Below are 24,281 nucleotides of genomic sequence, written 5' to 3'. Positions count from 1 at the left end.
AGCCTCGGGGACATGAGCGATACGAACGACTTGGATGAGTTGCGCCGCCGCGCCGAACGCGGCGACACCGACGCGATCGACGAGCTGGTGGAACGGGCGGGAGAACGTGGGGACGTCGCCGAGTTGAGGCGCCTCGCCGATCGGGGGAGCCGTGATGCTGCCGACCAGCTCGTGCAGCTCGCCATCGACGCCGACGATCGAGACGAGCTCCGCCGTCTTGCGGCCGCTGGCAACCGTGACGCCGCCGACGCGCTCGAGGAACTCGAGGAGGAGGACGAGGAGGAGTAGGGCGTGACCATACCACGATTGTCGATGGCGCCCATTGTTCGCAGAGAGGATGCCGGTGGATGCCTCAGAGCCGAGTCGTCACGGGCGAGACGTCGATGAGCACCTTGCCGACGGTGCTCGCCTCCACCGCATCGTGGGCCTCGGCGGTGCGTTCGAGCGAGAAGCGCGTCAGTGGGAGCCCCGCCTCCTCGCCCACGGGGAGGGCACCGTCGGCGAGCGCGCGCTCGATGTCCTCGGCGGCGGCCGCGAGGGGCGCCTCACCGACCGTGTAGAGCAGCAGGAACTGGTACCGCGCGTTGAGCGAGAAGTGCCTCCGCACGTCGAGCGTCATCTCGCTGCCGCCGTCCGTCGCGTACACGGAGATCGTGCCGTGATTGGCGATGACGCTCGCGTTCAGTGAGGCGTTTCGCGCCGGCGACACCTCCACGACGATGTCGACGCCGTCGGGCTCGATGGAGCGGATAACCTTGGCAGCGTCGCCTTCCCGGTAGTTCACGATGTGGTGGGCGCCGGCCGCGGTCGCGAGGGCGGCCTTCTCGGGCGAGCTCACGGTCGTGATGACCCGGGCGCCCGACCACCGCGCGAGCTGGATCGCCGCATGCCCGACGGCACCGGCGCCACCCGCGACGAGCACCGTGCGGCCGTCGAGCGTTCCGGGCCCGAGTCGCGCAGGGCCGCCGTCGGCGACGGTGAGGGCGCGATGTGCCGTTATCGCGGGAACGCCGAGGGATGCGCCGATCTCGAAGCTCGCGGCATCCGGGAGGTGGACGACCCGCTCGGCCGGCAGCACCGTGACCTCCTGCGCCGTGCCCGTGGCACGCTCATGGGCGGCGAGGAACACCCAGACCCGGTCGCCGACCTCGAACCCGGCCACCCCGGCGCCGACCGCGTCGACGATGCCCGCGCCGTCCTGGTCGGGAACCACCTCGGGGAACGGCGTCGGCCTGCCGGGTCGCGCGCCCGCCCGGGCCTTCCAGTCGGTGGGGTTCACCCCGGACACGACGACCTTCACCCTGACTTCACCCGGGCCGGGTTCGGGGATGGCGCGCTCCACCAGGTGCAGGACGGACGAGTCACCGGTCTGCGAGTACACGATTGCTCTCATGCTGGAGGCAACGCCGCGGGGGCGGTCGTTCTTCCGGGCTCACGCCTCGGAGGGCGAGACCGCTCGCTACAGGCCGAGCTCGAGGTCGTCCAGCGTCGGCTTCATGTCCAGGCGCCCGCGGCGGCCGCCTCGGTCAGCACCGCACGTGCGTCGCGCGGAGGGCGTCCGAGCGCTTCCGTCACGCCGTCGGTCGTAGACTCGTTGCGGCCGTCGAACACCTCGCGGCACAGTTCCGTGAGCAGTGTTGCGACCTCCGGTCCCTGCTCCGCGGCGACCGCGGCGTGGAAGTCGTCGAAACCCACTGGGAGGTAGGTGATCTCACGCTCGGTGATCTCGGACAGCATGGTCGCCATCTCAGCGAAGGTCAGCAGCTCGGGGCCGGTCACCTCATACACGCGCCCCTCGTGGCCTTCACCCGTGAGTGCCTCGACGGCGACCGCCGCGATGTCGTCGACGTCGATGAACGGCTCGCGAATGCTCCTCGCAGGAAGCGCCAGCACCCCCGTGAACACCGCGTCGCGCAGCACGCCCTCGGTGAAGTTCTGGGTGAACCAGCTCGCTCGCACGATCGTCGCAGGGACGTGCGCGTCGAGCAGGATGTCCTCGCAGCGGCGCGCGCCATCTTCGCCACGCCCGGACAGCAGGACGATGCGTTGCACCCCGGCCTCGTGTGCGACCTGCGCGAGTCGGGTGATGGCGACATCCGACCCGGGAGCCGCAAGGTCGGGGACGTAGGCCGCGTACAGGCGGTCGACACCGTGCAGCGCGGCGGCCCACTGGTCGGGTCGCTCCCAATCGAAGGCCGGGTTCGTGTCGCGGGCCAGGCGCCGCACGATGTGACCTCGCGAGTCGAGCAGATCTGCGACGCGACGGCCGGTCTTTCCGGTGGAGCCGATCACGGCGATGGTGGGTGACATGGGGTTTCCCTTCGGTTGGTTGTACGTCCACGCTCGCTGCTTTCGAGCGGACGAACAATCGCCGCGAGTGCGGATATCTATGCTGATCGTCCGGATGTCGGGACTTCTGGCAGCACGGCATGGCATCGTGGACGCATGGTCAACCCCCGCATCCCGGTCGCCGACGATCACCTCGGCGGTGGCCTCCATCTGCTGCGGTTCAACGGCGCGCTCTACTGCCGGGCCGACCTCTCCGCGCCGTGGGGCGTGGAGTTTCCCGAGCTCGAGGGCTTCATGATGCTCCCGGTTGTGCTTGCCGGCAGATGCATCCTCGAGATTGGTGGCGAGCGGCACACGCTCGAGGCCGGAAGCGCGGCCCTCATCACCCGGGGCGCACCGCACCGACTGCTCAGCGCGACGCACGCGGCGAGTACTCCGCTATTCGACATCCCGGTGGAGCAGGTCAGCGAGACGTTCGAGCATATGCGCTTCGGTGGTGGCGGTGATCGCACCCAGATCGCCTACGCCGCGATGCGGGTCGACGCGCCGCTCACCGCTCGCCTGATCGCCGAGTTGCCCGGCCTCATTCGCGTCGACGCCTGGGACGATCGGGAAGCGGGCTCCTTCCAGACGGTCCTGCGACTGCTCGCGCGGGAGGCGGAGGACATCCAGCCGGGCGGGGAGGCGGTCATGACACGACTCGCGGATGTGCTCGTCATCCAGGTGCTGCGTTGGTGGTTGCAGAACGCCGAGGTGCCTGCGACCGGATGGCTCGCCGCGCTCCGTGACCCGCACGTCGGGCGCGCCCTCGGTCGCATGCACGCTCGTCCCGACCACGACTGGACCCTGGTCGAGCTCGCGCGGGAGGCGAACATGTCACGATCGGCGTTCGCCGAGCGGTTCACGACGCTCGTCGGCGAGCCCCCGATGCGCTACCTCGCCGGTTGGCGGCTCGAGCAGGCGCATTCGGAGCTCACCCGCACCACCGACCCGATCGCATCGATCTCGAGTCGCGTCGGCTACACCTCGGAGGCTGCGTTCAGTCGCGCATTCAAGCGGCACCACGGTACGACGCCCGGGGCCGTGCGGCGAGCGAGCCCGCCGGTCGGGCCTGGGGCGCTTCGCCCGAGCAGCGCAGTGTTCGGCTGAGCGCCTCGATCAGGATGCCGCGGTCCAGGGAACCTGGTCGCCGCTCGAACGCGGCCCTCCGGCGAGCGTAGGCTGATCGCATCCGTCATCCGCAAAGGCGCGGGATGCCGCGCGAGAGGGCAGGCCTCATGGAACTTACGACCGAGAAGATCGCCCGCGCGTTCTCGAGCCACCGCTTCGAGCTCGCGCTGCCGCACCTCGCCGACGACGTCGTCTGGACGCTCGTCGGCGGCGACCCCCTGATCGGGCGGAAGGCCGTGAAGAAGGCCTGCGAGCGCACCGCCGCGGACCTCGCCGACGTCACGACCGAGTTCCAGCGATTCCGCACGGTGGTGGGCGAGGACAGCGTCGTGGTTGACAGCCTCGCCAGATACACCGAGGCGGGGGGAGACGTGTCGATCGTCGCGTCGTGCGATGTCTACGACTTCGACGACGGACGCATCACCGAGATCGTCTCCTACACCGTCGAACTTCCCAGCTGAGGGGGTCGGAGTCATGGCCGTTGGCCAGGGCTTCGGATGCCGCGACAACTCTGTTGCAATCGCGGATGCTTGACCCATGGGTGCATCGACTCGTGCTCCAGGGCCGCCGCCCAGATGGGTGCGGCAGGTGAGCGCGCCGTCGGCTCTGGCTCTCTCCGGGCGCCGTTGGTTCCCCCTCTGGGCGATCATGCACCACGACGGACGACGGAGCGGAACGCACTATGCCACTCCGGTCGCCGTGATCCCGACGCTGTCGACCGACACCCTCCTCATCGGATTGCCATGGGGCCCGAAGACCAATTGGGCCAGGAACGTCCTGGCGGCCGACGGCGCCACCGTGACGTGGAAGGGGCAGGTCCAACAGGCGACGGAACCTCGCCTGATCGGCCCGGAGGACGCCGCTGCCTTGGCCAAACCGCTCTTCAGGGGGTAGTCGGCCGGTTCCCTGCGGCCATCGTCCTGACGCGGCCGTAGCGTCGGACCGGCGCGCCGGCGTCTACGAAGCGAGCGCACTGCCGCCGGCGGCAAGGCGCATGAGATCGGTGTTGAAGTCGACGTCCGATGCGGCCCGTTCGGCGCGGCTCGCGTTCCCGGCGAACTGATGCTGGTACTCGGCCCAGGCGCTCTCGGCGATGGCAGTGCCGACGCCGCTGCGCAGCAGCAGCACCAACTCGGTGGCGGCGCGTTCGATGCGGTCGCCGAGCGCCGAGGAGCCCCAGTCCTCGGGTGCCGCGAAGAGCGACGTCGGCGTGGGCATTGCGCGCAGGAACGCGAACAGAGGCCGCATCTGCTCGTCGACGACCATCGCATGCCGGGCGCTGCCTGCGGTGGCGGCGAGGATGACGGGCGTGGCGATGAGCAGGTCGTTGTCGAGCACGTCGGCGAACGACTTGAACAGGCCGCTGATCCCGGCCTTGTACACCGGGGTGCTCGCGATGACCGCGTCCGCGGCCGCGAGCCGTTCGATTTCCGTCTGCAGGCGCTCGCCCGGGTATCCCGAGACGATCGCCTGGGCGATGTCCACGGCGAGCGGCCCCAACTCGATGACCCCGACGCTCGCGGGCACGCCGGCATCGCTGAGCAGGTCGATGGCCTTCTGCGCCGTCCGGTCGGCAAGCAGCCGGGTCGAGGAGGGCTCGCTCACGCCCGCGCTCACGATGACGAGTCGCACGGGTGATGCCGGTGCGCTCGCGCCCGCCGAGGCGGTGTCGAACGGGCGGGGTGCTTCGGCGGTCATATGTGGATCCTCTCGGGTGTCGTCTCCGTGGTTGCGCCGTCCCGGTGGGCGCCGTCGAGCAGCGCGAGGCTGAGGTCGCGCAGCACCACGAGCTGTTCGGGGTCGAGTGCGCGGGTCATCGCCCTGGCGACGCGGCGGGCGTGGGCCGCGCCGACCCGGCGCTGGGCCTCGATCCCGGTGGCGGTGAGACGGATGCGGCAGGCCCGCGCGTCGGTGGGGTCGTCACTGCGTTCGACGAGCCCGCGCTGCTCGAGCCGGGCGACCAGCCGGGACATCCCCGGCTGGGTGAGCAGCACGTCGTCGCACAGTTCACTGATCCTCAGGCCGTCCGATGCGGTGGAGAGCGCGTAGAGCACGCCGTACTCCTTGGGCAGCACCTCCACCCAGATGTCGGCCTCGGTGAACTCGCGCTCCATCGTGGCCTGGGCGCGGAAGAGCGCCTCCCATGCCTCGTTCGCAAGTCGGATGTCGCCGGCCACGGTCAGACCGCCAACGGGAAGTGCGCCTCGAACTCGGAGTCGCTGTCCTGGTAGGGCGAGGTTCCAGAGAGGTTGTCGCCCCGGTTCGGGTTCGGACGCGGCTGGCGCGGCGCCTCGTCGCCGTACTTCGCGGTGACGAGCGTGGCGTGCACCGGGGCATCCGGAACTCCGGGCGCGCGACGGGCGGCCATCTCCTTGCGGAGCACGGGGACGACCTCGGTGCCGAGCAACTCCACCTGCTCGAGCGCCATCTCGACGGGCAGCCCCATGCTGTCGAGCGCGAAGAGTTGGCGCTGGTAGTCGCCGAAGCCCTCCTGGAACGTGAGGGTCTTGTCGATGACCTCCTGCGGGCTGCCGACGCTCAACGGCGTGCGCGCAATGAAGTCATCGAGCGAGCTGCCGCGGAACAGCGGGTAGTTCTCGAAGTAGGGGCGGAACGTGTTCACGGCGTCCTGCGAACGATTGGCGATGAACGCCTGGCCGCCGAGGCCGACGATCGCCTGCTCTCTCGTGCCGTGCCCGTAGTGCTCGAAGCGCTCGCGGTAGAAGTCGACGAGCGGCTTGAAGTGGAAATTGGGGGCGAGGATGTGGTTCGCGAAGTAGCCGTTGCCGTAGAACGCCGCCTGCTCCGCGATCTCGGGGGTGCGGATCGACCCGTGCCACACGAACGGCGGCACGTCGTCGAGGGGCCGCGGGGTCGAGGTGAATCCCTGGAGCGGAGTGCGGAACTTGCCCTCCCAGTTGACCACGTCCTCGCGCCACAGCCGATGCAGCAGGTTGTAGTTCTCGAGGGCGAGCGCCACGCCCTGGCGGATGTCCTTTCCGAACCACGGGTACACGGGCACTGTGTTGCCGCGACCCACCATGAGGTCGAGCCGTCCCTTCGCGACGTGCTGGAGCATCGCGTAGTCCTCGGCGACCTTCACGGGGTCGTTCGTGGTCATGAGGGTGACGGATGTGCTCAGGATGATCCGCTTCGTCAGCGCCGAGATGTGGCCGAGCAGCGTGGTGGGCGAGGACGGGATGAACGGGGGGTTGTGGTGCTCGCCGAGCGCGAAGACGTCGAGTCCGACCTCGTCGGCCCGCTGCGCGACGCGCACGATGTTGTCGATGCGCTCCGCCTCGCTCTGCGTGTAGCCCGTGACGGGGTTGGGCGCGATGTCGCCGACGGTGAAGATTCCGAATTGCATCGGGGCCGCCTTTCTGCGGGTGATGTCCGATGCAACAACATGACTGCGCATGTATTCCCCGGCGGCGTCACCCGAACCCGGCGACTCGCTCAGCCGACGATGGCGCCGGCGCTGATGTTGATCTCGGAGCCGGTGATCGCGGCCGCCCGATCGGATGCCGCGAACGCGGCGACGTTCGCGACATCCGCGAGCGTGGCCGTGCGGCCGATCATGGTCGGCTCGGCAAGCGAGGCGATGAGCGCGTCACGTCCCTCGAAGTCGCCGGGGATCGTCTCGGGGATGCCGCCCGTCGTCAGCCCGACCACGCGGATTCCGTGAGGGCCGAGCTCGGCGGCGAGCTGCTTGCGGAGCATCTCGACTGCCGACAGCGCGACCTGGAAGCCGCCGATCGAGTAGTCGCGGATCGGGTCGCCTTGGCCGCCGAACGTCAGGATCACGCCCGATCGCTGCCGGATCATGTGTCGCGCCGCGGCCCGCGACGTCAGGAATGTCGTGCGCACCGCGTTGCGGATCGGCTGCTCGAAGTCGGCGAGTGACATCTCGACGAGCGGCGTTCCCTGCACGTCGTCGATGGAGATGAGGTTGATCGACACGTCGATGCTCCCGGCGCTGGCAGCGACCGCGTCGGCATGCGAGTCGACCGCCGGCTCGTCGAGTGCGTCGACGACCGCGATCTCGACGGCGCCGCCGGCCGCCCGGATCTCGTCGGCGACGGCCTCGAGGTGCGCCGGCGCGCGGCTGGCGAGGTGCACCGTGGCGCCTTCGCGAGCGAATCCGAGGGCGACGGCCCGCCCGATTCCCCCGGCTCCGTACACGATCGCGTTCTTGCCCTGCAGCAGCATCTCGTCACCTCGCAGCTCGAGTCATCCTCAGCGTAGCGATTGGGGGCAGACGCGGTGAACGGACGCGCTACGACGTCTCCCCGCGGACGATGCTGACCAGTGCAGCTGCATCCGGCTGTGCGGTCGGCAGCTCCTGTTCTGGCGCGGCCTTACTCCGTATCGCCTTGAGTTCGGCGACGAACAGTTCCATCAGGGCTGGCATGTCGATGGAGATCGAGCTCAGGCGAGGCGAGACCAGCTGACCCAGGTCCGTACGATCGACGCCGACGATCGCGACGTCCTCAGGGATGTTCCGTCCGAGGCGGCGGACCGCGGCGACCACCGCGATCGCAACGTCGTCGTTGTAGCAGCAGAAGCCGATCGGCCCGCCGTCCGTTCGATCGAGCACCGCGGCGACCGCTGTGATTGCAGCGTCGATGTCGAGTGGAACGCGGATCTCCGTCGGCGCGGGCAACCCTCGCTCGTCTGCCTCTCGCCGTATCCCTTCGCGACGCGGTGGGCCGAACGGATCGAGGCGATGGTCCGCCAGTGCCGCGTAGACGAGCGTGCGCGGTCCCTCACGAACGAGCTCGCGCACCTGGAGCCGACCGATCAGGATGTCGATCGGATCCCTGTCTTCACCCGCTCCCGTCGCCGGAACCTTCGCGGGGATGATGCGGATGCCTGCGGCCTCGAGCCGTGACCTCTGCGACGACGCGAGCACTCCGAGGTCGACGACGGCAGTCGGACGAAGATCCAGCACGGAGGTCAGGGTGCTTTCCTCATCCGGACGTCCGAAGCGCACGACGACGCTCAGGCCCTCCGTCGCCGACGCGTTGGTGATGCGGTCAACCGAGTCCTGCAGGTGAGGACCGAAGGTCGCATTCGGCACGAGCACCACCACGATCTCGCTCAGGCCTGTCGCCAGAGCACGACCAGCTCGAGACGGACGGTAGTCCAGCAGCTCGGCTGCAGCGAGCACCTTCGCTCGCGTCTCCGCTGGGAAGCGGATGTCGCCGTTCAGCACCTGGCTGACGGTTGAGCGCGATACTCCCGCCTCACGAGCGACGTCGAAGCTCGTTGCTCGTCGAACGGGCGAAACCTCGGCACTCATGGATCCATTGTGTCACAACTCCGTTGACACGTGACACTGAATAGCCTACGGTCGGTGTCACGCGTTACTAACACGTGACACTTGGCAGTCCGCTCAGGACGATCATCGACAAAGGAGTCAGCGATGGCGAAGGATTCGACGCGCACGTCAGCAGAACAGGTGAGGGCAGCAGTCGCTCTCGCCAACGAGGATTCATTGACAGCGACGTTGGCCGCCGATGCGGTCGGTGAGGCCGTCGCCGACCACAGCGGCCAGAGGCTCACCGTCCGGGAGCGGCTGGCGTACGGCATCGGCGACGTCGGTGGGAACCTGATCTTCGCGCCGATCTCCGCGTTCCTGCTGTTCTATTTCACCGACACCGTCGGCATCGGCGCTGCCATCGCCGGCACGCTGTTGCTCTTCGGAAGGATCATGGACGGCACGATGGACCTGATCCTCGGCACGTTCATCGATCGCACCACCACGAAGTGGGGCAAGGCTCGCCCGTGGATCCTGTTCAGCACGCCGGTCGTGGTGATCTCGTTCATCCTGCTCTTCAACGTTCCTGCCGGACTCGACGAAACCGGTCGGCAGGTCTACGCGTTCGTCATGTACTTCCTGTGCCTCGGCGTCGGCTTCGTGGGCTCGAACCTCGCGTACCACACCTTGCTTTCGGTCATCACCTCGAACTCCAAGATGCGCGTCTCACTGACGGTCATCCGCACGTTCTTCGCACTCTTCACCACCCTCGTCGTCAACTTCGTCACCATCCCGATCGTGACCTCGGCGGGCGGCGGTCAGGCGGGCTGGACGGTGGTCTCGATCATCTACGGCGCCATCTCCGCCGTGACGTTCCTCATCGTGTTCTTCGGCACCAAGGAGCGGGTGAGGACCACCCTCGAGAAGGACGACGGCCACAAGCTTCCGGTCAGGCAGACCGTGCGGCTGCTGCTTGGCAACCCGTACTTCTTCCTGGCTTTCGGGTTCTTCTTCCTCAACTACCTGCTCGTGGGCACCTCGAGCGTCGGCATCTTCTTCGCCAAGGACGTGCTCGGCGACCCGAACGTCTACAGCTTCCTGGGCCTGGTGCAGATCGCCCCGCTCCTGATCGGAATGTGGTTCATGCCGGCGATCATCGGTCGCGTCGGCAAGCGGAAGGCCATCCTCGTCGGAGTGGCCGTCTCCGTGATCGGCGCCCTCATCACGCTCGTGGATCCGACGAACTTCACCCTCGTCCTCGTCGGCGGGATCATCCGCTCCATCGGCGCCATTCCGGCGGCAGCCGGCCTGTTCGCCCTCGTGGCTGATGTGGTGGACTACGGCGAATGGAAGACGGGCGTCCGCCTGGACGGCATGAACTACGCAGCCGCGACGGCCGGCCAGAACTTCGGAGCCGGCCTGGGCGCCGCGCTGGTGGGCTGGTTGCTGGCCGCCGCCAGCTACGACGGTCTGGCTGCGACGCAGCCTCAATCGGCAGTCGGCATGGAGATCTTCCTCTACCTCTGGCTTCCGCTGATCGTGTCGCTGCTCATGGGCGTCATCATCTACTTCCTGAACATCGACAAGGATCTGCCTCGGATGCAGCGGGACCTCGCGGCACGACGGGCCACCACCGAGACCGTCCGCCCGGCCGCCGGCTGACGGCACCGTCATGCGAGTGGCAGAACACGTCCTGAACTGGGCGATCGTCGGCACCGGCGACGTCTCCCGGTTCATCGCTTCCGATCTCGCGCAGGTCGAGGGAGTGCGCCGCAATGCGGTGCACTCCCGCGACGGTGCACGTGCGAAGGCATTCTGCGAGGAGTTCGGGTTCGACCGAGCTTTCGTCCAGCTGGATGACCTCCTCGGCGACCCCGACGTCGACGTCGTCTACGTCGCCACCCCCCACGCGACCCACGCCGCGATCGCCGTTCGGGCGTTGGAGGCCGGCAAGCACGTCCTCATCGAGAAGCCTCTGGCCGTCGACGCGGTTGAGGGGGAACGCATCGCGGCCGCTGCCCGCGCGACCGACCGGTTCGCGATGGAGGCGATGTGGATGAAGTTCAACCGCGTCTACGGGGCCATGCTGGCCGACGTCCGCCGAAACGCCATCGGTGAGACGCGGAGCGTGCGAGCGTCGTTCGGCCTGCCGTTCGGGCGCGCGAACTCCACCCGGTGGAGCGCCGACCGTTCGAGCAGCACGCTGCTGGACCAGGGCGTCTATCCGGTGACGCTCGCACTCGACGTCCTGGGCGCTCCCGACCGCATCTCGGCCGACGGCACCGTACGACCTGACGGCGTCGACGTGGGAATCCACGTCACCTTCGACTATGCCGACGGCCGGTTCGCACAGCTCGGGGCGTCGATGACGGAGTACGTGGAACCGACCGCCTCGGTCAGCGGCTCCGACGGTTGGATCACGATCGCAGCACCGTTCTGGGCCTCGACCAGCTACGAGACCCGACGAGGTCCCATCGCGAGGGCCCTGTTCGAGCCGAATCGAACGGAGCACGAACGGCGCGGGTTCGGCTACGTCCCGATGCTCGAATCCGTCAACGAGGCGATCCTCGACGGCCACAGGCAGCATCCGCTTCACCCGCTCACATCCAGCATCGCCGCGCTGCAGCTTCTGCAGACGATCAAGCAGACCATGACCGCCGACAACTCTGAAACCCGGGAGATCCGATGAAGCGAACTCGATTCAACGACGGGTGGCAATTCCGCGAGAAGGTCAATCCCTTCGCCGAACTCGCCGGAGCATCCACCCCCTACCAAGACGTCGCACTGCCGCACGACGCGACCATCGGTCGAGACCGCGACCCACAGGGCGAACCCGCGGTCGCGTACTTCCCCGGAGGCGCGTACCAGTATCGGAAGACGTTCCACGCGCCGGCCGACTTCGCGACCAAGCGCGTCGTCCTCGGGTTCGAAGGCGTGTACCGCGACGCGATGGTGTACATCAACGGGGATCTCGCCGGTCGACGCCCGAACGGATACTCGGCGTTCAGCGTGAATGCCGACCAGTTCCTCCGGCCGGGAGAGGAGAACGAGATCATCGTCGAGGCCCGCGCCAACCAGGACTCGCGCTGGTATACCGGCGCGGGAATCTACCGGGACGTGTGGTTGCTCACCGGGGAAGGCGTACACGTCACCGTCGACGGACTCCGTGTGACGACTCCCGACGTCGAGGCCGAGGGGGCCATCGTCGAGGTCGCCACCACCGTCGAGAACGCCGGCATCCGTCCGCAGACGGTGGAGGTCCGCGTCGCACTCACCGACCCGCAGGGTGCAGCGGCTGCGTCGGGCGTGGCCGTGGTCACGGTCCCGGCACGAGCGAGCGCCGTCAGCCGCCAGCGTCTGTACGTGCCGACGCCGGCGCTCTGGAGCGCGGAGTCACCGACCCTCTACACCGCAACCGCTGAGATCATCGCTGATGAACAGGCCACCGACGTGGTGTCGACGCACTTCGGCATCCGACGGCTGCAGCTGGATCCCGTCCATGGTCTGCGCGTGAACGGACGAAGTGTCAAGCTCCGCGGCGCCTGCATCCACCACGACAATGGCATCCTCGGATCGGCGACGTTCGCAGCGGCGGAGGAGCGACGCATCCGCTTGCTCAAGGAAGCGGGATTCAACGCCATCCGTTCCGCGCACAACCCGATGAGCTCGGCGCTGCTCGACGCGTGCGACCGGTTGGGCATGTACGTCATGGACGAGACGTTCGACATGTGGACCTCGACCAAGACCGCTTACGATTACGCGCTCAACTTCGCCGAATGGTGGGAACGTGACGTCGCCGCCATGGTGGCCAAGGACTTCAACCACCCCTGCGTGATCATGTACTCGATCGGCAACGAGATTCCCGAAACGGGCTCACCTACGGGCGGCGTCATCGGCCGCAACCTCGCCGAGAAGGTGCGCGAACTCGACCCGACACGCTTCGTCACCAATGCGGTGAACGGCATGCTCGCCGTCATCGACGACCTCAAGCGGATGAGTGCCGAGCGAGGCGCAGGAGCCGACGACGGCGCCGGCATCAACACGCTGATGTCGGGCCCCGGCGAGTTCATGAACATGATCGGCGCATCGCCCCTCGTCACCGAGCGCACGGCCGAGTCCTTCGGCGTGCTCGACGTGGCCGGCATGAACTACCTCGACAGCCGCTACGTCATGGACCAGGAGCTCTTCCCCAACCGGATCATCGTCGGAACCGAGACGTTCCCAGCCCACATCGACCACAATTGGCGTCTCGTGCGGGAGAACCCACACGTGATCGGTGACTTCACCTGGACGGGCTGGGACTACCTCGGTGAGGTCGGCATCGGTCGCCCCCAGTACCTCACCGGCGAGAGCGACGCCCCGTCATTTGCAGGTCCCTTCCCCTGGATCGCTGCCTGGTGCGGCGACATCGACCTGACAGGCGATCGGAGGCCGGCCTCGTATTACCGCGAAATCGTCTTCGGTCTCAGATCCGCCCCGTACATCGCTGTTCACCGGCCGGGCCATGAGCACGACACCTTCCACGCCGGACCTTGGAGCTGGAGCGACAGCATCGCCAGCTGGACCTGGGCAGGACACGAGGGCCGACCGTTGACCGTCGAGATCTACACCGACGCCGACGAGGTGGAGCTCCGACTGAATGACCGGCCGATCGCCCGAGCAGCCGCCGGCGCCGCGAACCGTTACAAGGCGGAGTTCATCGTGAACTACGAGCCCGGAGAACTGGTCGCGGTTGCCTATCGTGACGGAGCACCTGCCGAACGCCATTCGCTTCGCACCGCGAGCGGTTCGCCGGAACTCACGGTGTCGGCCGAGTCAGGTGCGCCGCGGGGCAACCTCTCGGACCTCGTGTTCGTTCCCGTGTCGCTCAGCGACAGTGATGGGAACGTGTTCACCGATGCAGACGGGATCATCACCGTGGACGTGACTGGTGCCGGCGTCCTGCAGGCTCTCGGAAGTGGGAACCCCGCCCCGGAGCACACGTATCGAACGGCCAGCCATCGAACGTTCGATGGCCGTGCCCTCGCCATCATCCGGCCGACCGGCGCCGGCCCCATCACCGTGCACGTGAGTGCGAGCGGATGCGCCCCGGTCACGCTCACCGTCCAGAGCGAGCCGGCCCGTGGCGACGAGCCGGCGCTGGAGTCCGTCGTCGCCGGGTGATGTCGCGGTGAGCGGATGACGCGGCGCCTGCCGTGGGGCGCCGCGTCATCGCGCTTCCGGATGCCGCAACACATCCTCGGAACGGAGGATGCTGGAACCATGGGTGAGTCGAGTCGTGCTCCAGCACCGCCGCCCCGATGGCTACTGCGGGTGAGCGCTCCGGTGGCTCTGGCGCTCTCCGGGCGACGTTGGTTCCCCCTGTGGGCGATCATGCACCACGACGGACGACGGAGCGGGACGCACTACGACACCCCGGTCGCCGTGATCCCGGCGATGTCGACCGACATCTTCCTCATCGGATTGCCATGGGGCCCGAAGACCAATTGGGCCAGGAACGTACTGGCGGCCGGCGGCGCCACCGTGACCTGGAAGGGGCGGGTCCATCGGGCGACGGAACCTCGCCTGATCGACCCGAAGGATGCCGCGGCCCTGGCGAAGCCGCTCTTCAGGCGGGTGGTCGGCCGGTTCGCTGCATCCATCGTGCTGACGCGGCCGTAGCGTCGGGCGCATCCGCCTCGACTGCTCCTCGCGAGACGGATGTGGTGGCCGGCGCGGCGGCAGGGGTGGTCCCGTTGGCCTTCCGCGGCATCCGTTTGAGAGGCTTCTCGGATGTTCCGCCTGGGCGACGAGTTGCTCGTGCGGCTGCCTCGGACGGCGGGCCCGATGCCGAGCACGCCACGATCTGGGACTTGCCGCCCCAGGCTCGCCGGGCGTACTGGGACGATTCGGGGCTCGACGAACCGACCTGGACGCGCGCCCGGGCGTGGGATCGCGGTGGCGGTGAGCGGCATCTCCTACTACTGGCACACGTATCCCGACTTCGTCGCCGAGTGCCGGGCGCGGCTCGAGGCGATCCTGGCCGCCGACTGAGGCTTCTGCCGACTGCAACTTGGGGGTTGCAGTTTCTTGGTAGATCTGCAACTATCGGGTTGCAGCAAACTGAGGAGCGAAGATGATGACCACCAGAGAGGCGCCGGCACCCACCACCGCTGTGCTGGCCGTACTGTTCGCCGGGGCGTTCGTGATGGGCTGCGCCGAGATGCTCGTGGTCGGCATGATCGACCTGATCGCCGTCGACCTGGCGGTGTCGGTGCCCGCCGCGGGCGCGTTGGTGACCGCCAACGCGCTCGGGCTCGCGATCGGCGGCCCCCTGCTGACGTTCCTGACGACGCGATTCGATCGTCGGCGTGTGCTGCTCGGCGCGACGAGCGTGTTCGTCGTGGCCAACCTGCTGCCGGCGCTGATCGCCGACTATCCGGCCTTCGTCGCCGCTCGGGTCGTCATCGGCGCGGTGCAGGGGTTGTTCATCGCGGCCGCGATGGTGACCGCGACCTCGATCGTGCCCCCCGAGCGCACCGGCCGTGCGATGGCCGTGATCATCTCGGGATTCGCGATGTCGAGCGCGCTGGGGCTGCCGGTGGGCACGCTGCTCGGGCAGGCGGTCGGCTGGCGCGGATCGTTCGTCGCCGTGGTCGCGGCCGGCGCAATCGTCCTGGCGCTCGCGATCGCGGTGCTGCCGTCGGTGCCGACCCCGCGCGAGCACAGCGCGGTGGGCCAGGCCCGGCATGCGTTCGCCCCGCGAGTGCTCGCGGTGCTCGCGGTGAGCTTCCTGACGTTCGCGGCCATGCTGTCGGCCGTCACGTACCTCGTCCCGTTCCTCAACCAGGTGGCGGATGTCACGGGGCCGACCGTCTCGGTGTTCCTGCTCGTGTACGGCGCCGCCACCGCCATCGGGTCGTTCGGCGGCGGCCGCTTCGCCGACGCCAACGCATCCCGCACGCTGATCATCGGGGCGATCGGCGTGACGGCATCGCTCGTCGCGCTACTCGCCTTCGGAGCGAACCCGTGGCTCGCGGGCCTGGCCGTATTCGGCATCGGGCTCTTCGGCATGGGCACCGGTCCGTCGATCCAGTACCGCGTCGTGAGGCTCGCCGGCCCCGGCGCACCGCTCGCATCGTCATTGCCCGCATCCGCGGTGAACGCCGGCATCGCGTTCGGCGCGTTCGCGGGCGGGATGGCGATCGACGGCCGGGAAGTCTCCTTCGCCGTGGTCACGGGGATCGTCATCGCCCTGACGGCCATCGCCGCTGCGTGGGCCACGAGCCTCTTCAGGGCCCCCGTCGCGGCACTCGTGCCCGAGGCCCAACCCGTTGCAACCCGATAACTGCAGAACCCAATGAAAGGAAGCATCATGGAGCACATGACCAGCAACGAGGCATCCGTCATCGACGAGAGCCAGTTCACCGTGCGGCGCACGATCCAGATCGCCGCGCCGATCGAGAAGGTGTGGTCGGCGGTGACCGAGCCCGAGCACATCTCGAAGTGGTTCGGGCAGGCCGTCTTCAACGGCGCCGGCGTCGGCGCGCGGGGCACCCTCACGTTCCCCGACTACGGGGCCGTGCCACTGCGGATCGAGGCGCTCGACGCGCCCCGGATGGTCTCGTACCGCTGGGGGAACGACGACGCCCCCGGGTCGCTGCCCGACGAGGTCGACGAGGCGCACTCGACGGTCTTCACCTTCACCCTCGAGCGGGTGTCGAACGGCACCCGGCTCACGGTGGTGGAGACCGGGTTCGAGACCACCTCCGACCCGAGCGCGAACCTCGAGAGCCACCGCGAGGGCTGGGACGGTGAGCTCGACAAGCTCGTCGCCCTGCTCGAGGGCGGCTCGTGATGACCGCGACGCTGGTCCCCGTGTTCGCCGCACTCGGCGACGAGACCCGGTGGAGCATCCTGGCGGCACTCGGCGAGGGCGATGCTTCGGCGTCTGCGCTCGCCGGGCGCCTTCCGGTCACCCGTCAGGCGATCGCGAAGCACCTCGCCGTGCTGCAGGAGGTCGGCCTGGTCGAACCGGTGCGGGTCGGACGCGAGGTCCGCTACCGCGTGATCGGGTCGCAGCTGAGCGCCACCGCGCACCGGCTCGACGCCATCGGCGCCGAGTGGGACCGCCGTCTCGCCGCGATCAAGCAGATCGCCGAAGGGCTGTAGTCGCGACGGTCGGCGGGCAGGCGCCTACGTCTCTTCCGTCGGGGGAAGGAAGCGGCGGGCGACGTTCTCCGCCGCGTCGGCGGCCACCTCCTCGGCAACCCATGGGCCGGTACCCTCGCTGGCATCGATGATCCCCTGCTCCAGCCAGGTGTAGCGGTCGTCGAGCACCCGGGCGGCGAGGCGTTCATCGGCGGCATCGGTGTTGTTCCACAACGCATCCAGCAGTCTCTCCGTACGATGACGGGACTGCTCGGCGAAGGTGTGCGCCAGCTGGTATGCGGCCTTGCCCTGTTCCGGCTGGTCTGCGGCGATCATCGCCGCGCGCACGCAGGACGCCGACACGGCGAACAGCTCGGCGCCGACGTCGACCACGCGGGCGAGGAACCCCTGCTTGCGTTCCAGGCCGCCCTGCCAGCGGGCCATCCCGTAGAAGGTCGCGCGCGCCAGCTTGCGGCTGGTGCGCTCGACGTAGCGCAGGTGCGGCGCGAGCGCGCCGAACTCGTCGTACGCCGTCGGCAGGTCGCCCCTGCCGGTCACCAGCTGGGGCAGCCAGCGGGCGTAGAACCCGCTGGCGGAGGCTGCGGCCTTCACCTTGCGGGCCAGGTCGAGGTGCGGATCGATCAGGTCTCCCGCGGCCTTGAGGTGCGCGTCGACGGCCTCGCGCGCGATCAGCAGGTGCATGATCTCGGTCGAGCCCTCGAAGATCCGGTTGATCCGCAGGTCGCGCAGCACCTGCTCGGCAGCGACGGCCCGCTCGCCGCGGGCTGCGAGCGACGCCGCCGTCTCGAACCCGCGACCGCCGCGGATCTGCACCAGTTCGTCGGCGACCTGCCACGTCATCTCCGAGGACCACAGTTTGGCGAGCGCCGCCTCGATGCGGATGTCCTTGCGGTTCTCGTCGGCGAGCTGTCCCGACAGGTCGACCACCGCCTCGAGCGCGAACGTCGTCGCGGCGATGAACGCGATCTTGTGTGCGACCGCGGCGTGTTCGCCGATCGGCCGGCCCCATTGCACCCGCTCCCGCGACCACTCGCGTGCGATCTTCAGGCTCCACTTGCCCGCGCCGACGCAGATGGCCGGGATCGCCAGGCGACCGGCGTTGAGGGTGGTCAACGCGATCTTGAGGCCTTCGCCCTCGCGGCCGATCAGGTTCTCCCGCGGCACGCGCACGTTCTGCAAGGTCGTGAGGCCGTTCTCGATTCCACGCAACCCCATGAACGCGTTACGGCGTCGCACGGCGATACCGGGGGAGTCGGCCTCGACGACGAACGCGCTGATCCCTCCGTGGTGCCCGTCCGACTTGGGGACGCGCGCCATCACGACGAGCAGTTCGGCGACCACCCCGTTGGTGGTCCACAGCTTGGTGCCGCTCAGGACGTACGCCGTCTCGTCCTCGGTCGGTGTCGCGCTCGTCAGCAGTCGAGCCGGGTCCGAGCCGACGTCGGGCTCCGTCAGCAGGAATGCGCTGATCGCGCCCTTTGCGCACCGCGGCAGGAACCGATGCTTCTGCTCTTCCGTCCCCGAGAGGACGAGCGGTTCGGGGACGCCGACGGACTGGTGCGCCGACATCATCGCGACGATACTGGGGCTCACCGAGCCGATCAGCGCCAGGGCGTGGTTGTAGTAGTACTGGCCCAGCCCCAGGCCGCCGTACTCGACCGGGATCTTCATCCCGAAGGCCCCGAGGTCTGCGAGCCCCTTGATGTACTCGTCGGGGATGCGCGCATCGCGCTCGATGACCGTGCCGTCCAGGGTTCGCAGGTATGACTCCAGCGCGGCGAGGAACTTCTCACCGCGTTCTCGCCGGTCCGGTTCCGGTCGAGGGTGCGGATGGATCAACGACAGGTCGAACTGCCCCAGGTAGAGGCCCTTGGCGAAGCTGGGCTTGCGCCAGTCCTGCTCACGGGCGGCCTCGGCGACGGCCCGTGACTCCTGCTCATCGACGCGGGAGACGGTGGACTCACGTGTGCTACTCACGCAGACCTCCTCGGTGCGGCCCAATCTACGCCGTACCGGCGGCTGAGCGCCACGACGCACCAGGTGTCAGTCCGATCGAGCCTCGCGGCGGGGCGAACCGGTCGGATGTCACACCCGGCGTTCGGCCGGTGTCTCCATGTCGAAGGCACGAAACGGTGCACGAAGCCCTTGGAGGAGACATGACCGGCACGACCCGCGTTCCCCCGACCGAGATCACCGGCCTGTACGGCGGGTTGGTGAAGATGATGAGCAGGAAGATGCTCGGTCAGGTTCCGGACTCGCTCGGGGTCATGTGGCACAACCCTGTCGTGCTCAAGGACATGATGACGCTCGGTCGCAAGGTGGAGAAGTGGGATCGGCTCGACCCGAACCTCGCCTCGCTCGCGAACATGGCGGCAGCGGCAACGGTCGGCTGCAGCTTCTGCCTCGACCTGCACTACTTCATGGCGCACAATGACGGCCTCGATGAGGAGAAGGCCCGCGAGGTGCCGCGGTGGCGTGAGTCGTCGCTGTACACGCCCCTCGAGCGCCGAGTCATGGAATTCGCCGAGGCGATGAGCCAGACCCCACCGGCCGTCACCGACGAACTGTGCGCCGTGCTGCTCGCGGAGCTCGGCGCCCCGGCGCTCCTGGAGCTGGGCGCGAAGGTCGGGTTCATGAACGCGTCGGCGCGCACGAACATCGCCCTGGGCATCCACTCAGCGGAGTTCTCGACGGCCTGCGGGTTGCCGCCGCTCGCGACTCCCGCACCGGCGGGCGTAGCCTCGCAGGTATGAGCGGATCTCCCGTCATGAACGAAGACCCGTTCGTCATCCACCGCAACCTGCTCTTCACGGTCGCGTACGAGATGCTCGGCTCCGCCGCCGACGCGGAGGACGTGCTGCAGGAGTCCTGGCTGCGGTGGGCGGGCGTCGACCACGAGCAGGTGCGCGATCCGCGTGCGTACCTCGTGCGGATCGTGACCCGGCAGGCGCTGAACCAGTTGCGCACCGTGTCGCGACGTCGCGAGGAGTACGTGGGCGAGTGGCTGCCCGAGCCGCTGCTCACGAGTCCGGATGTCGCCGACGACGTCGAGCTCGCCGAGAGCGTCTCGATGGCGATGCTCACCGTGCTCGAGACGCTCGGGCCGACCGAGCGTGTGGTGTTCGTGCTGCGCGAGGTCTTCGACGTGCCGTATGACGAGATCGCCGAGGCCGTCGACAAGTCACCCGCCGCTGTGCGGCAGATCGCCCACCGAGCGAAGGACCACGTGGCCGCGCGGCGCCCGCGCACGCGGGTCGAGCCCGCCGAGCAGGCGCAGGTCGTGGAGCGCTTCCTCCTCGCCGTCAACACTGGCGACGTGCAGGGGCTCATGGACGTGCTCGCGCCCGACGCCGTCCTCATCGCCGACGGCGGCGGGATCGTACAGGCCGCACGGAGGCCGATCACGGGAGCGGAGCGCGTGGCGACCCTCATCATGCAGGGCATCGCGACGGTGCACCTCGCGGCGTCGTCGATGTGGGTGAACGGAGCTCCGGGCATCCGCATCGACGTCGACGGCGAGCTTGCCGCGGCGGGCGGCGTGGTCGTGGAGAACGGGCGGATCACCCGGATCTACTCGATCGTCAACCCGAACAAGCTAGGGTGGCTCGACGCTGAGGCGGCGCTCGCTCGGTAGTCGCACCGGCGCCGACAGCCGTGGCCGGAGCTCATCGAGGCGAACTCCGGCCACGTCGGCTTCTCAGGCGGCTTCGGATGCAGCGACCTTCGCCGCGGCCGCGCGGATCAGGTCGGCGACGACCTTCGGCTGCGACACGTAGATCGCGTGGCTGCCCGGCGTCTGCACGACGGTCGCGCCGGTGCGCTCGGCCATCGAGGCCTGCGCGGCGGGCGGGATCATCCTGTCATCGCTGACGTGGAGGTACCAGCTCGGCTTCACGCGCCACGCGGCCTCGGTGATGGTGCCGCCGAGGGCGTCGAGGCCCCACGGCACCTGCGAGTCGGCCATGAAGGCAGCCTCTTCGGCGGTGACATCGCCGGCGAACGAGTCGTGGAACTTCGTCCGGTCGAGGAAGAGGTAGCCGTTGACGGGGGGCAGGATCGGCGGCTGGGGTCCCTCGGGCGGGAACGTCCCGATGAGCGAGTTGACCGACTCGCCCTGGTCGGGCGCGAACGCCGTGATGTACACCAGGGCGGCGACCGCGTCGTGCGTGCCGGCCTCGGTGATCACGGCCCCGCCGTAGGAATGGCCGACGAGGACGACCGGGCCGTCGACGGCGTCGAGTACGTCGCGGGTCGTGGCGGCGTCGTCCGCGAGGGACTTCGTGGGGTTCTGCACGACGCGCACGTCGTAGCCGTCTGCTCGCAGCTCGTCGTACACGCCGCGCCATCCGGCTCCGTCGACGAATCCGCCGTGGACAAGGACGATGGTGGCACTCATGGTGACTCCTTCTCGTGTTTTGTGAACACGAGCGAATCTACGGAGCGGGTGAGTAAAGGGAATCCGTCAGATGACGTAGGTCAGTGACGCAATTCCGACTCCCGACGTTCGAGGGCGTCCCGGAGCGCGCCGCGAGACATGATGCCGAGTTTCGGGAAGACCCTCGACAGGTGCGTCGACACGGTCCGAGGGGAGAGGAACAGCTGAGCGGCGATCTCCTTGTTCGTGAGCCCGGTCGCCGCGAGGCGGGCCACGGCGGCCTCCTGCGGGGTGAGGGCGTCGGCTCCGGAATCGGTGCCCCCTGCGGCGCGCAGTTCTCGCAGTGCCCGGTCGACCCACGGCCGCGCCCGGAGGTCGCGGAAGGTATCGAGCGCCGAGGCGAGCTGGATGCGTGCCTCCGCCGGCGATTGCGCCCGCCGGAGTTGCTCGCCGTACACCAGGTGCACACGTGCGCGGTCGAAGATCCACCGCTCGCTCTCGGGTGTGGTGAGCGCTTGCTCGAAGCGTTCGCGCCAGTGCTGGGGATCGGTGAGCGCACCGACGGCCGTGACGAGCATCTCCTGACGCGACGAGCGTTCGCCGAGCCCAGCCTCTTCGGCGGCTCGCACATGCGCGGCGGCCTCAGTGCTCCGACCCGATCGCGTGGCCGCTTCGACCAGGTCGAACACGAGCCACACGGCGTGCGGGAGGAAAGGTTGGAGCGTGCCTGCAGGGCTGACGGATGCCGCGTGCCGATACGCCGACTCGAACCGGCCGGCGGAGAGCTGCAGCATGCAGCGGATGTGCGAGGCGTAGGCGGCGAGGGTGTACAGGCGTCGTGGGGCCGCCCAGATCAGCAGCTCCTCGGCAGCATCGTCGGCGGCAGCATCCTGCCCCCTCGCGGCGTCGACCAGCGCGCGAAGGAAGCGCCCGGGTGCCGCGGTCAGCGCGTACCCGAGCTCGTCGCACAGGCGCAGGCCGTCGTCCGTGACCTCCTCGAGTTCGTCCCACTGGCCCGAGAAGTAGTCGTCGTTCGCGATGAGGAAGAGGGATTCGATCTCCTTGGCGACGGCGCCGCCGCGACGACCGTCGTCGACGACCCGCCAGAGCGGGTCGCGGGCGAGTCGAACCCGATCAAGGTAGGCACCGGCCGCCGCGATCCTGGTGATCCGCACCGGGTCAGACGTGAACTGCAGGCTGTCGAGCGCGGCATCGAGGTCGCGGACGACCGCTGGATCAGCCCGAGCGGGATCGCCGAATGCCCCGTCGAGGAGCGCGAGCGTCTCAGGGAGCTCCGGTGAGACACGTGCGAACTGCCGCCGTGCGTCGTCCCAGAACTCGGCCCTGCCGGCGTAGAACCCGACGAACACGAGCGTCTGCAACGCCTCCATGTCGGCTTCGTCCGCCGCGTCGAGGGGGCCGGGATGCGCATCGAGGGCCGCGATCAGCAATCGCTGCGCGCTCGAGGCGTCTCCCTCGCCGTTGAGCAGGTGGTAGGCCGCGGCGGTCGCAGCCGCGAGCGACGGGGCATCCGTCGGATCGGGCTGCGCTTCGACGAGGAGGCGAGGGCTCGCCTGCAGCTCGCCGGTCACGAGCGACCCGAGGTACGCGGCACGGGCCACCCGCCGGGCTCGATCCTCGCGCGCCGGACTCAGCTCCGCCGCCCGGAGCATCGCGGCCGTGGCCCTGGCGCTGTTGCCCTCGTGCAGCAGGTCGTCCGACACGACCTCGAGGAGACAGGCGATGTCCTCATCCGGCGCTGAGGCCGATTGCCCGAGATGCCAGGCCCGCCGTTGCGGGTCGTCTGTGAACGCCTGCGCGAGGAGGGCGTGCGTGCGCCGGCGTTCCTCGCTCGTCGAGAGTTCGAAGACGGCCGAGCGGATCAGCGGATGGCGGAACTCCATACGTCCTGTACGCGGGTTGGGACGTACGATGCCGGCTCGTTCGGCCGGTGGCAGGTCGGCTCGCCCCTCGGGCGTCGGCAGGCAGTTCTCGATCGTCATGCTGTTCTCCCCGCCGGCGAGCACGACGAACAGCAGCAGATCCCGCGTCCCGGCAGGAAGACCGCCGAGTCTCCGGGCATAGAGCTCTGTCAGGCGGTCGGTGAGAGGGAGCGTGTCGGTGAGCGACCTCGGCTCGGCGTTGAGCGCGGCGGGCAGGTCGAGCAGCGCGAGGGGATTGCCGAGCGCTTCGTCGCGGATCCGTCGGCGCACGTTCGGGGCGAGCGCCGGGAATCGGTCGACGAGCAGCGAGTCGGCGCTCGCATCGTCGAGGGGCGTCAGGATGTGCCCGTCGAACCCACTGCGCACGAACACGTTCTCGAGCTCGGATCGCGCGGCGATGAGGAGCCGGACGTCGGCGTCACGAATACGGCGGGCCACGTAGGCGAACACCATCCCGCTCGCGAGGTCGAGCCACGGCACGTCGTCGACGATGACGAGCAGTGGCATCGTCTTCGCGACGTGGGTGATGAGCGCGAGTGCCGCAGCGCCGGCGATGAGTTGTGTCGGCGGCGGTCCGGGCTCGAGCCCGCAGATCACCGCGATCGCATGGCGATGGACCTCGTCGATCGCTGGGAGCGCGTCGAGCAGCGGATGCAGCACCTCGTTGAGCGCGCAGTACGTGAGCTCCGCCTCAAATTCGAACGCGGTGGCACGCACCACCGTGCGTCCCGCCTGCACGGCGATCTCGGATGCCGCGTCGAGCAGCGCAGTCTTTCCCACGCCCGGCTCGCCGCAGAAAAGCAGCACCGGCGACGCGGACTGCGGCTCACCCCGCACAAAGGCCCCGATCACGTCGAGTTCGGCGTCCCGCCCGAACAGCATGCCTCACCGCCAACTCGCCCCGGCACGTCCGGGTCCTGCCCCTGCGAGGCTACGAGCCGCTCGTCGGTGCCGCAACTGTCACAAATCAGACGGCTACGGCGTCATATGTATAGGAGGTCTGAGAGGAGACAAGGGTGCCGGTTGAGCATGGAGCACGTACGGACTTCACAGGTCGGCTGTCTGACTACCTGCTACGACGCACGGCGGTCGG

Annotated in this window: 23 protein-coding genes; 13 read left to right on the top strand and 10 right to left on the bottom strand. The window is 68.7% G+C overall.

Going from position 1 to position 24,281, the window contains the following annotated elements:
* Nucleotides 1-12: 12 nt before the first annotated feature.
* A complete protein-coding gene (locus ASG80_RS05275) occupies nt 13-288 on the top strand; it encodes a hypothetical protein (RefSeq protein ID WP_056729114.1) in 276 nt (91 codons plus the stop codon).
* 64 nt (nt 289-352) lie between these two features.
* Here ASG80_RS05275 and ASG80_RS05270 read toward each other — a convergent pair whose 3' ends face one another.
* Together ASG80_RS05270 and ASG80_RS05265 are read right to left on the bottom strand one after the other, a co-directional pair.
* Nucleotides 353-1,393 carry an NADPH:quinone reductase gene (locus ASG80_RS05270; protein ID WP_056729113.1) on the bottom strand — a complete coding sequence of 347 codons (1,041 nt, stop codon included), beginning with the start codon at nt 1,391-1,393 and terminating at the stop codon, nt 353-355.
* A gap of 101 nt (nt 1,394-1,494) precedes the next feature.
* The gene (locus ASG80_RS05265) at nt 1,495-2,310 is read right to left on the bottom strand and encodes an SDR family oxidoreductase (protein ID WP_056729112.1); all 816 of its coding nucleotides are present in this window, start codon (nt 2,308-2,310) and stop codon (nt 1,495-1,497) included.
* A 135-nt stretch (nt 2,311-2,445) separates the two neighbouring features.
* On the opposite strand from ASG80_RS05265, the gene ASG80_RS05260 reads away from it, so the two are divergent.
* The 3 genes from ASG80_RS05260 to ASG80_RS05250 all read left to right on the top strand — a co-directional run bounded on the left by ASG80_RS05260 (nt 2,446) and on the right by ASG80_RS05250 (nt 4,353).
* Nucleotides 2,446-3,438, top strand: coding sequence for an AraC family transcriptional regulator (locus tag ASG80_RS05260; protein WP_056729111.1), 993 nt, complete (start codon nt 2,446-2,448; stop codon nt 3,436-3,438).
* A 128-nt stretch (nt 3,439-3,566) separates the two neighbouring features.
* A complete protein-coding gene (locus ASG80_RS05255) occupies nt 3,567-3,920 on the top strand; it encodes a nuclear transport factor 2 family protein (RefSeq protein WP_056729110.1) in 354 nt (117 codons plus the stop codon).
* A gap of 127 nt (nt 3,921-4,047) precedes the next feature.
* Entirely contained in the window at nt 4,048-4,353 is a 306-nt protein-coding gene (locus tag ASG80_RS05250; RefSeq protein ID WP_235508180.1) for a nitroreductase family deazaflavin-dependent oxidoreductase, read from the top strand.
* Between the two features lie 63 nt (nt 4,354-4,416).
* On the opposite strand, the gene ASG80_RS05245 is transcribed toward ASG80_RS05250, so the two are convergent.
* The 5 genes from ASG80_RS05245 to ASG80_RS05225 all read right to left on the bottom strand — a co-directional run bounded on the left by ASG80_RS05245 (nt 4,417) and on the right by ASG80_RS05225 (nt 8,761).
* Nucleotides 4,417-5,157 carry a CE1759 family FMN reductase gene (locus ASG80_RS05245; protein WP_082589777.1) on the bottom strand — a complete coding sequence of 247 codons (741 nt, stop codon included), beginning with the start codon at nt 5,155-5,157 and terminating at the stop codon, nt 4,417-4,419.
* Complete coding sequence (locus ASG80_RS05240; RefSeq protein WP_056729108.1) at nt 5,154-5,636, bottom strand: MarR family winged helix-turn-helix transcriptional regulator; 483 nt, start codon at nt 5,634-5,636, stop codon at nt 5,154-5,156. Before ASG80_RS05240 ends, ASG80_RS05245 begins: the two co-directional genes overlap by 4 nt.
* A 2-nt stretch (nt 5,637-5,638) precedes the next feature.
* The gene (locus ASG80_RS05235; RefSeq protein WP_056729107.1) at nt 5,639-6,826 is read right to left on the bottom strand and encodes a CE1758 family FMN-dependent luciferase-like monooxygenase; all 1,188 of its coding nucleotides are present in this window, start codon (nt 6,824-6,826) and stop codon (nt 5,639-5,641) included.
* 89 nt (nt 6,827-6,915) lie between these two features.
* Complete coding sequence (locus tag ASG80_RS05230; RefSeq protein WP_056729106.1) at nt 6,916-7,668, bottom strand: SDR family NAD(P)-dependent oxidoreductase; 753 nt, start codon at nt 7,666-7,668, stop codon at nt 6,916-6,918.
* Nucleotides 7,669-7,735: 67 nt separating this feature from the next.
* Entirely contained in the window at nt 7,736-8,761 is a 1,026-nt protein-coding gene (locus ASG80_RS05225; RefSeq protein ID WP_056729105.1) for a LacI family DNA-binding transcriptional regulator, read from the bottom strand.
* A gap of 195 nt (nt 8,762-8,956) precedes the next feature.
* Between ASG80_RS05225 and ASG80_RS05220 the strand changes: the two genes are divergently transcribed.
* The 7 genes from ASG80_RS05220 to ASG80_RS05190 all read left to right on the top strand — a co-directional run bounded on the left by ASG80_RS05220 (nt 8,957) and on the right by ASG80_RS05190 (nt 16,870).
* Nucleotides 8,957-10,381, top strand: a complete 1,425-nt coding sequence (locus tag ASG80_RS05220) for an MFS transporter (protein ID WP_162256600.1) — start codon at nt 8,957-8,959, stop codon at nt 10,379-10,381.
* A gap of 16 nt (nt 10,382-10,397) precedes the next feature.
* Nucleotides 10,398-11,408 (top strand): Gfo/Idh/MocA family protein, encoded by a 1,011-nt coding sequence (locus ASG80_RS05215; protein WP_162256599.1) that lies wholly within the window; start codon nt 10,398-10,400, stop codon nt 11,406-11,408.
* Nucleotides 11,405-13,882: a glycoside hydrolase family 2 TIM barrel-domain containing protein gene (locus ASG80_RS05210; protein WP_056729102.1), complete on the top strand. Its 2,478-nt coding sequence runs from the start codon at nt 11,405-11,407 to the stop codon at nt 13,880-13,882. The genes ASG80_RS05215 and ASG80_RS05210 overlap by 4 nt, the downstream gene beginning before the upstream one ends.
* Before the next feature lie 150 nt (nt 13,883-14,032).
* Nucleotides 14,033-14,380 (top strand): nitroreductase family deazaflavin-dependent oxidoreductase, encoded by a 348-nt coding sequence (locus ASG80_RS05205; RefSeq protein WP_162256598.1) that lies wholly within the window; start codon nt 14,033-14,035, stop codon nt 14,378-14,380.
* A gap of 454 nt (nt 14,381-14,834) precedes the next feature.
* On the top strand, nt 14,835-16,046 hold the full coding sequence (locus tag ASG80_RS05200; protein ID WP_156401662.1) for an MFS transporter: 1,212 nt from the start codon (nt 14,835-14,837) through the stop codon (nt 16,044-16,046).
* A gap of 27 nt (nt 16,047-16,073) precedes the next feature.
* On the top strand, nt 16,074-16,556 hold the full coding sequence (locus tag ASG80_RS05195) for an SRPBCC family protein (RefSeq protein ID WP_056729100.1): 483 nt from the start codon (nt 16,074-16,076) through the stop codon (nt 16,554-16,556).
* Nucleotides 16,556-16,870: a helix-turn-helix transcriptional regulator gene (locus ASG80_RS05190; protein WP_056729099.1), complete on the top strand. Its 315-nt coding sequence runs from the start codon at nt 16,556-16,558 to the stop codon at nt 16,868-16,870. The genes ASG80_RS05195 and ASG80_RS05190 overlap by 1 nt, the downstream gene beginning before the upstream one ends.
* Before the next feature lie 24 nt (nt 16,871-16,894).
* Here the strand turns inward: ASG80_RS05190 and ASG80_RS05185 are convergent, their stop codons facing one another.
* The gene (locus ASG80_RS05185) at nt 16,895-18,847 is read right to left on the bottom strand and encodes an acyl-CoA dehydrogenase family protein (protein WP_056729098.1); all 1,953 of its coding nucleotides are present in this window, start codon (nt 18,845-18,847) and stop codon (nt 16,895-16,897) included.
* 179 nt (nt 18,848-19,026) lie between these two features.
* Between ASG80_RS05185 and ASG80_RS05180 the strand changes: the two genes are divergently transcribed.
* Complete coding sequence (locus ASG80_RS05180; protein WP_056729097.1) at nt 19,027-19,623, top strand: carboxymuconolactone decarboxylase family protein; 597 nt, start codon at nt 19,027-19,029, stop codon at nt 19,621-19,623.
* Entirely contained in the window at nt 19,620-20,504 is an 885-nt protein-coding gene (locus ASG80_RS05175; protein ID WP_235508179.1) for an RNA polymerase sigma-70 factor, read from the top strand. The genes ASG80_RS05180 and ASG80_RS05175 overlap by 4 nt, the downstream gene beginning before the upstream one ends.
* A gap of 63 nt (nt 20,505-20,567) precedes the next feature.
* Here ASG80_RS05175 and ASG80_RS05170 read toward each other — a convergent pair whose 3' ends face one another.
* Complete coding sequence (locus tag ASG80_RS05170; protein ID WP_056729095.1) at nt 20,568-21,266, bottom strand: alpha/beta fold hydrolase; 699 nt, start codon at nt 21,264-21,266, stop codon at nt 20,568-20,570.
* 80 nt (nt 21,267-21,346) lie between these two features.
* Entirely contained in the window at nt 21,347-24,070 is a 2,724-nt protein-coding gene (locus tag ASG80_RS05165; protein ID WP_056729094.1) for a helix-turn-helix transcriptional regulator, read from the bottom strand.
* Between the last annotated feature and the right edge of the window lie 211 nt (nt 24,071-24,281).

It is taken from the genome of Agromyces sp. Soil535 (genome assembly GCF_001428255.1).
In the GTDB taxonomy this organism is placed as follows: domain Bacteria; phylum Actinomycetota; class Actinomycetes; order Actinomycetales; family Microbacteriaceae; genus Agromyces.
This window is presented reverse-complemented; position numbering and strand designations above follow the sequence as displayed.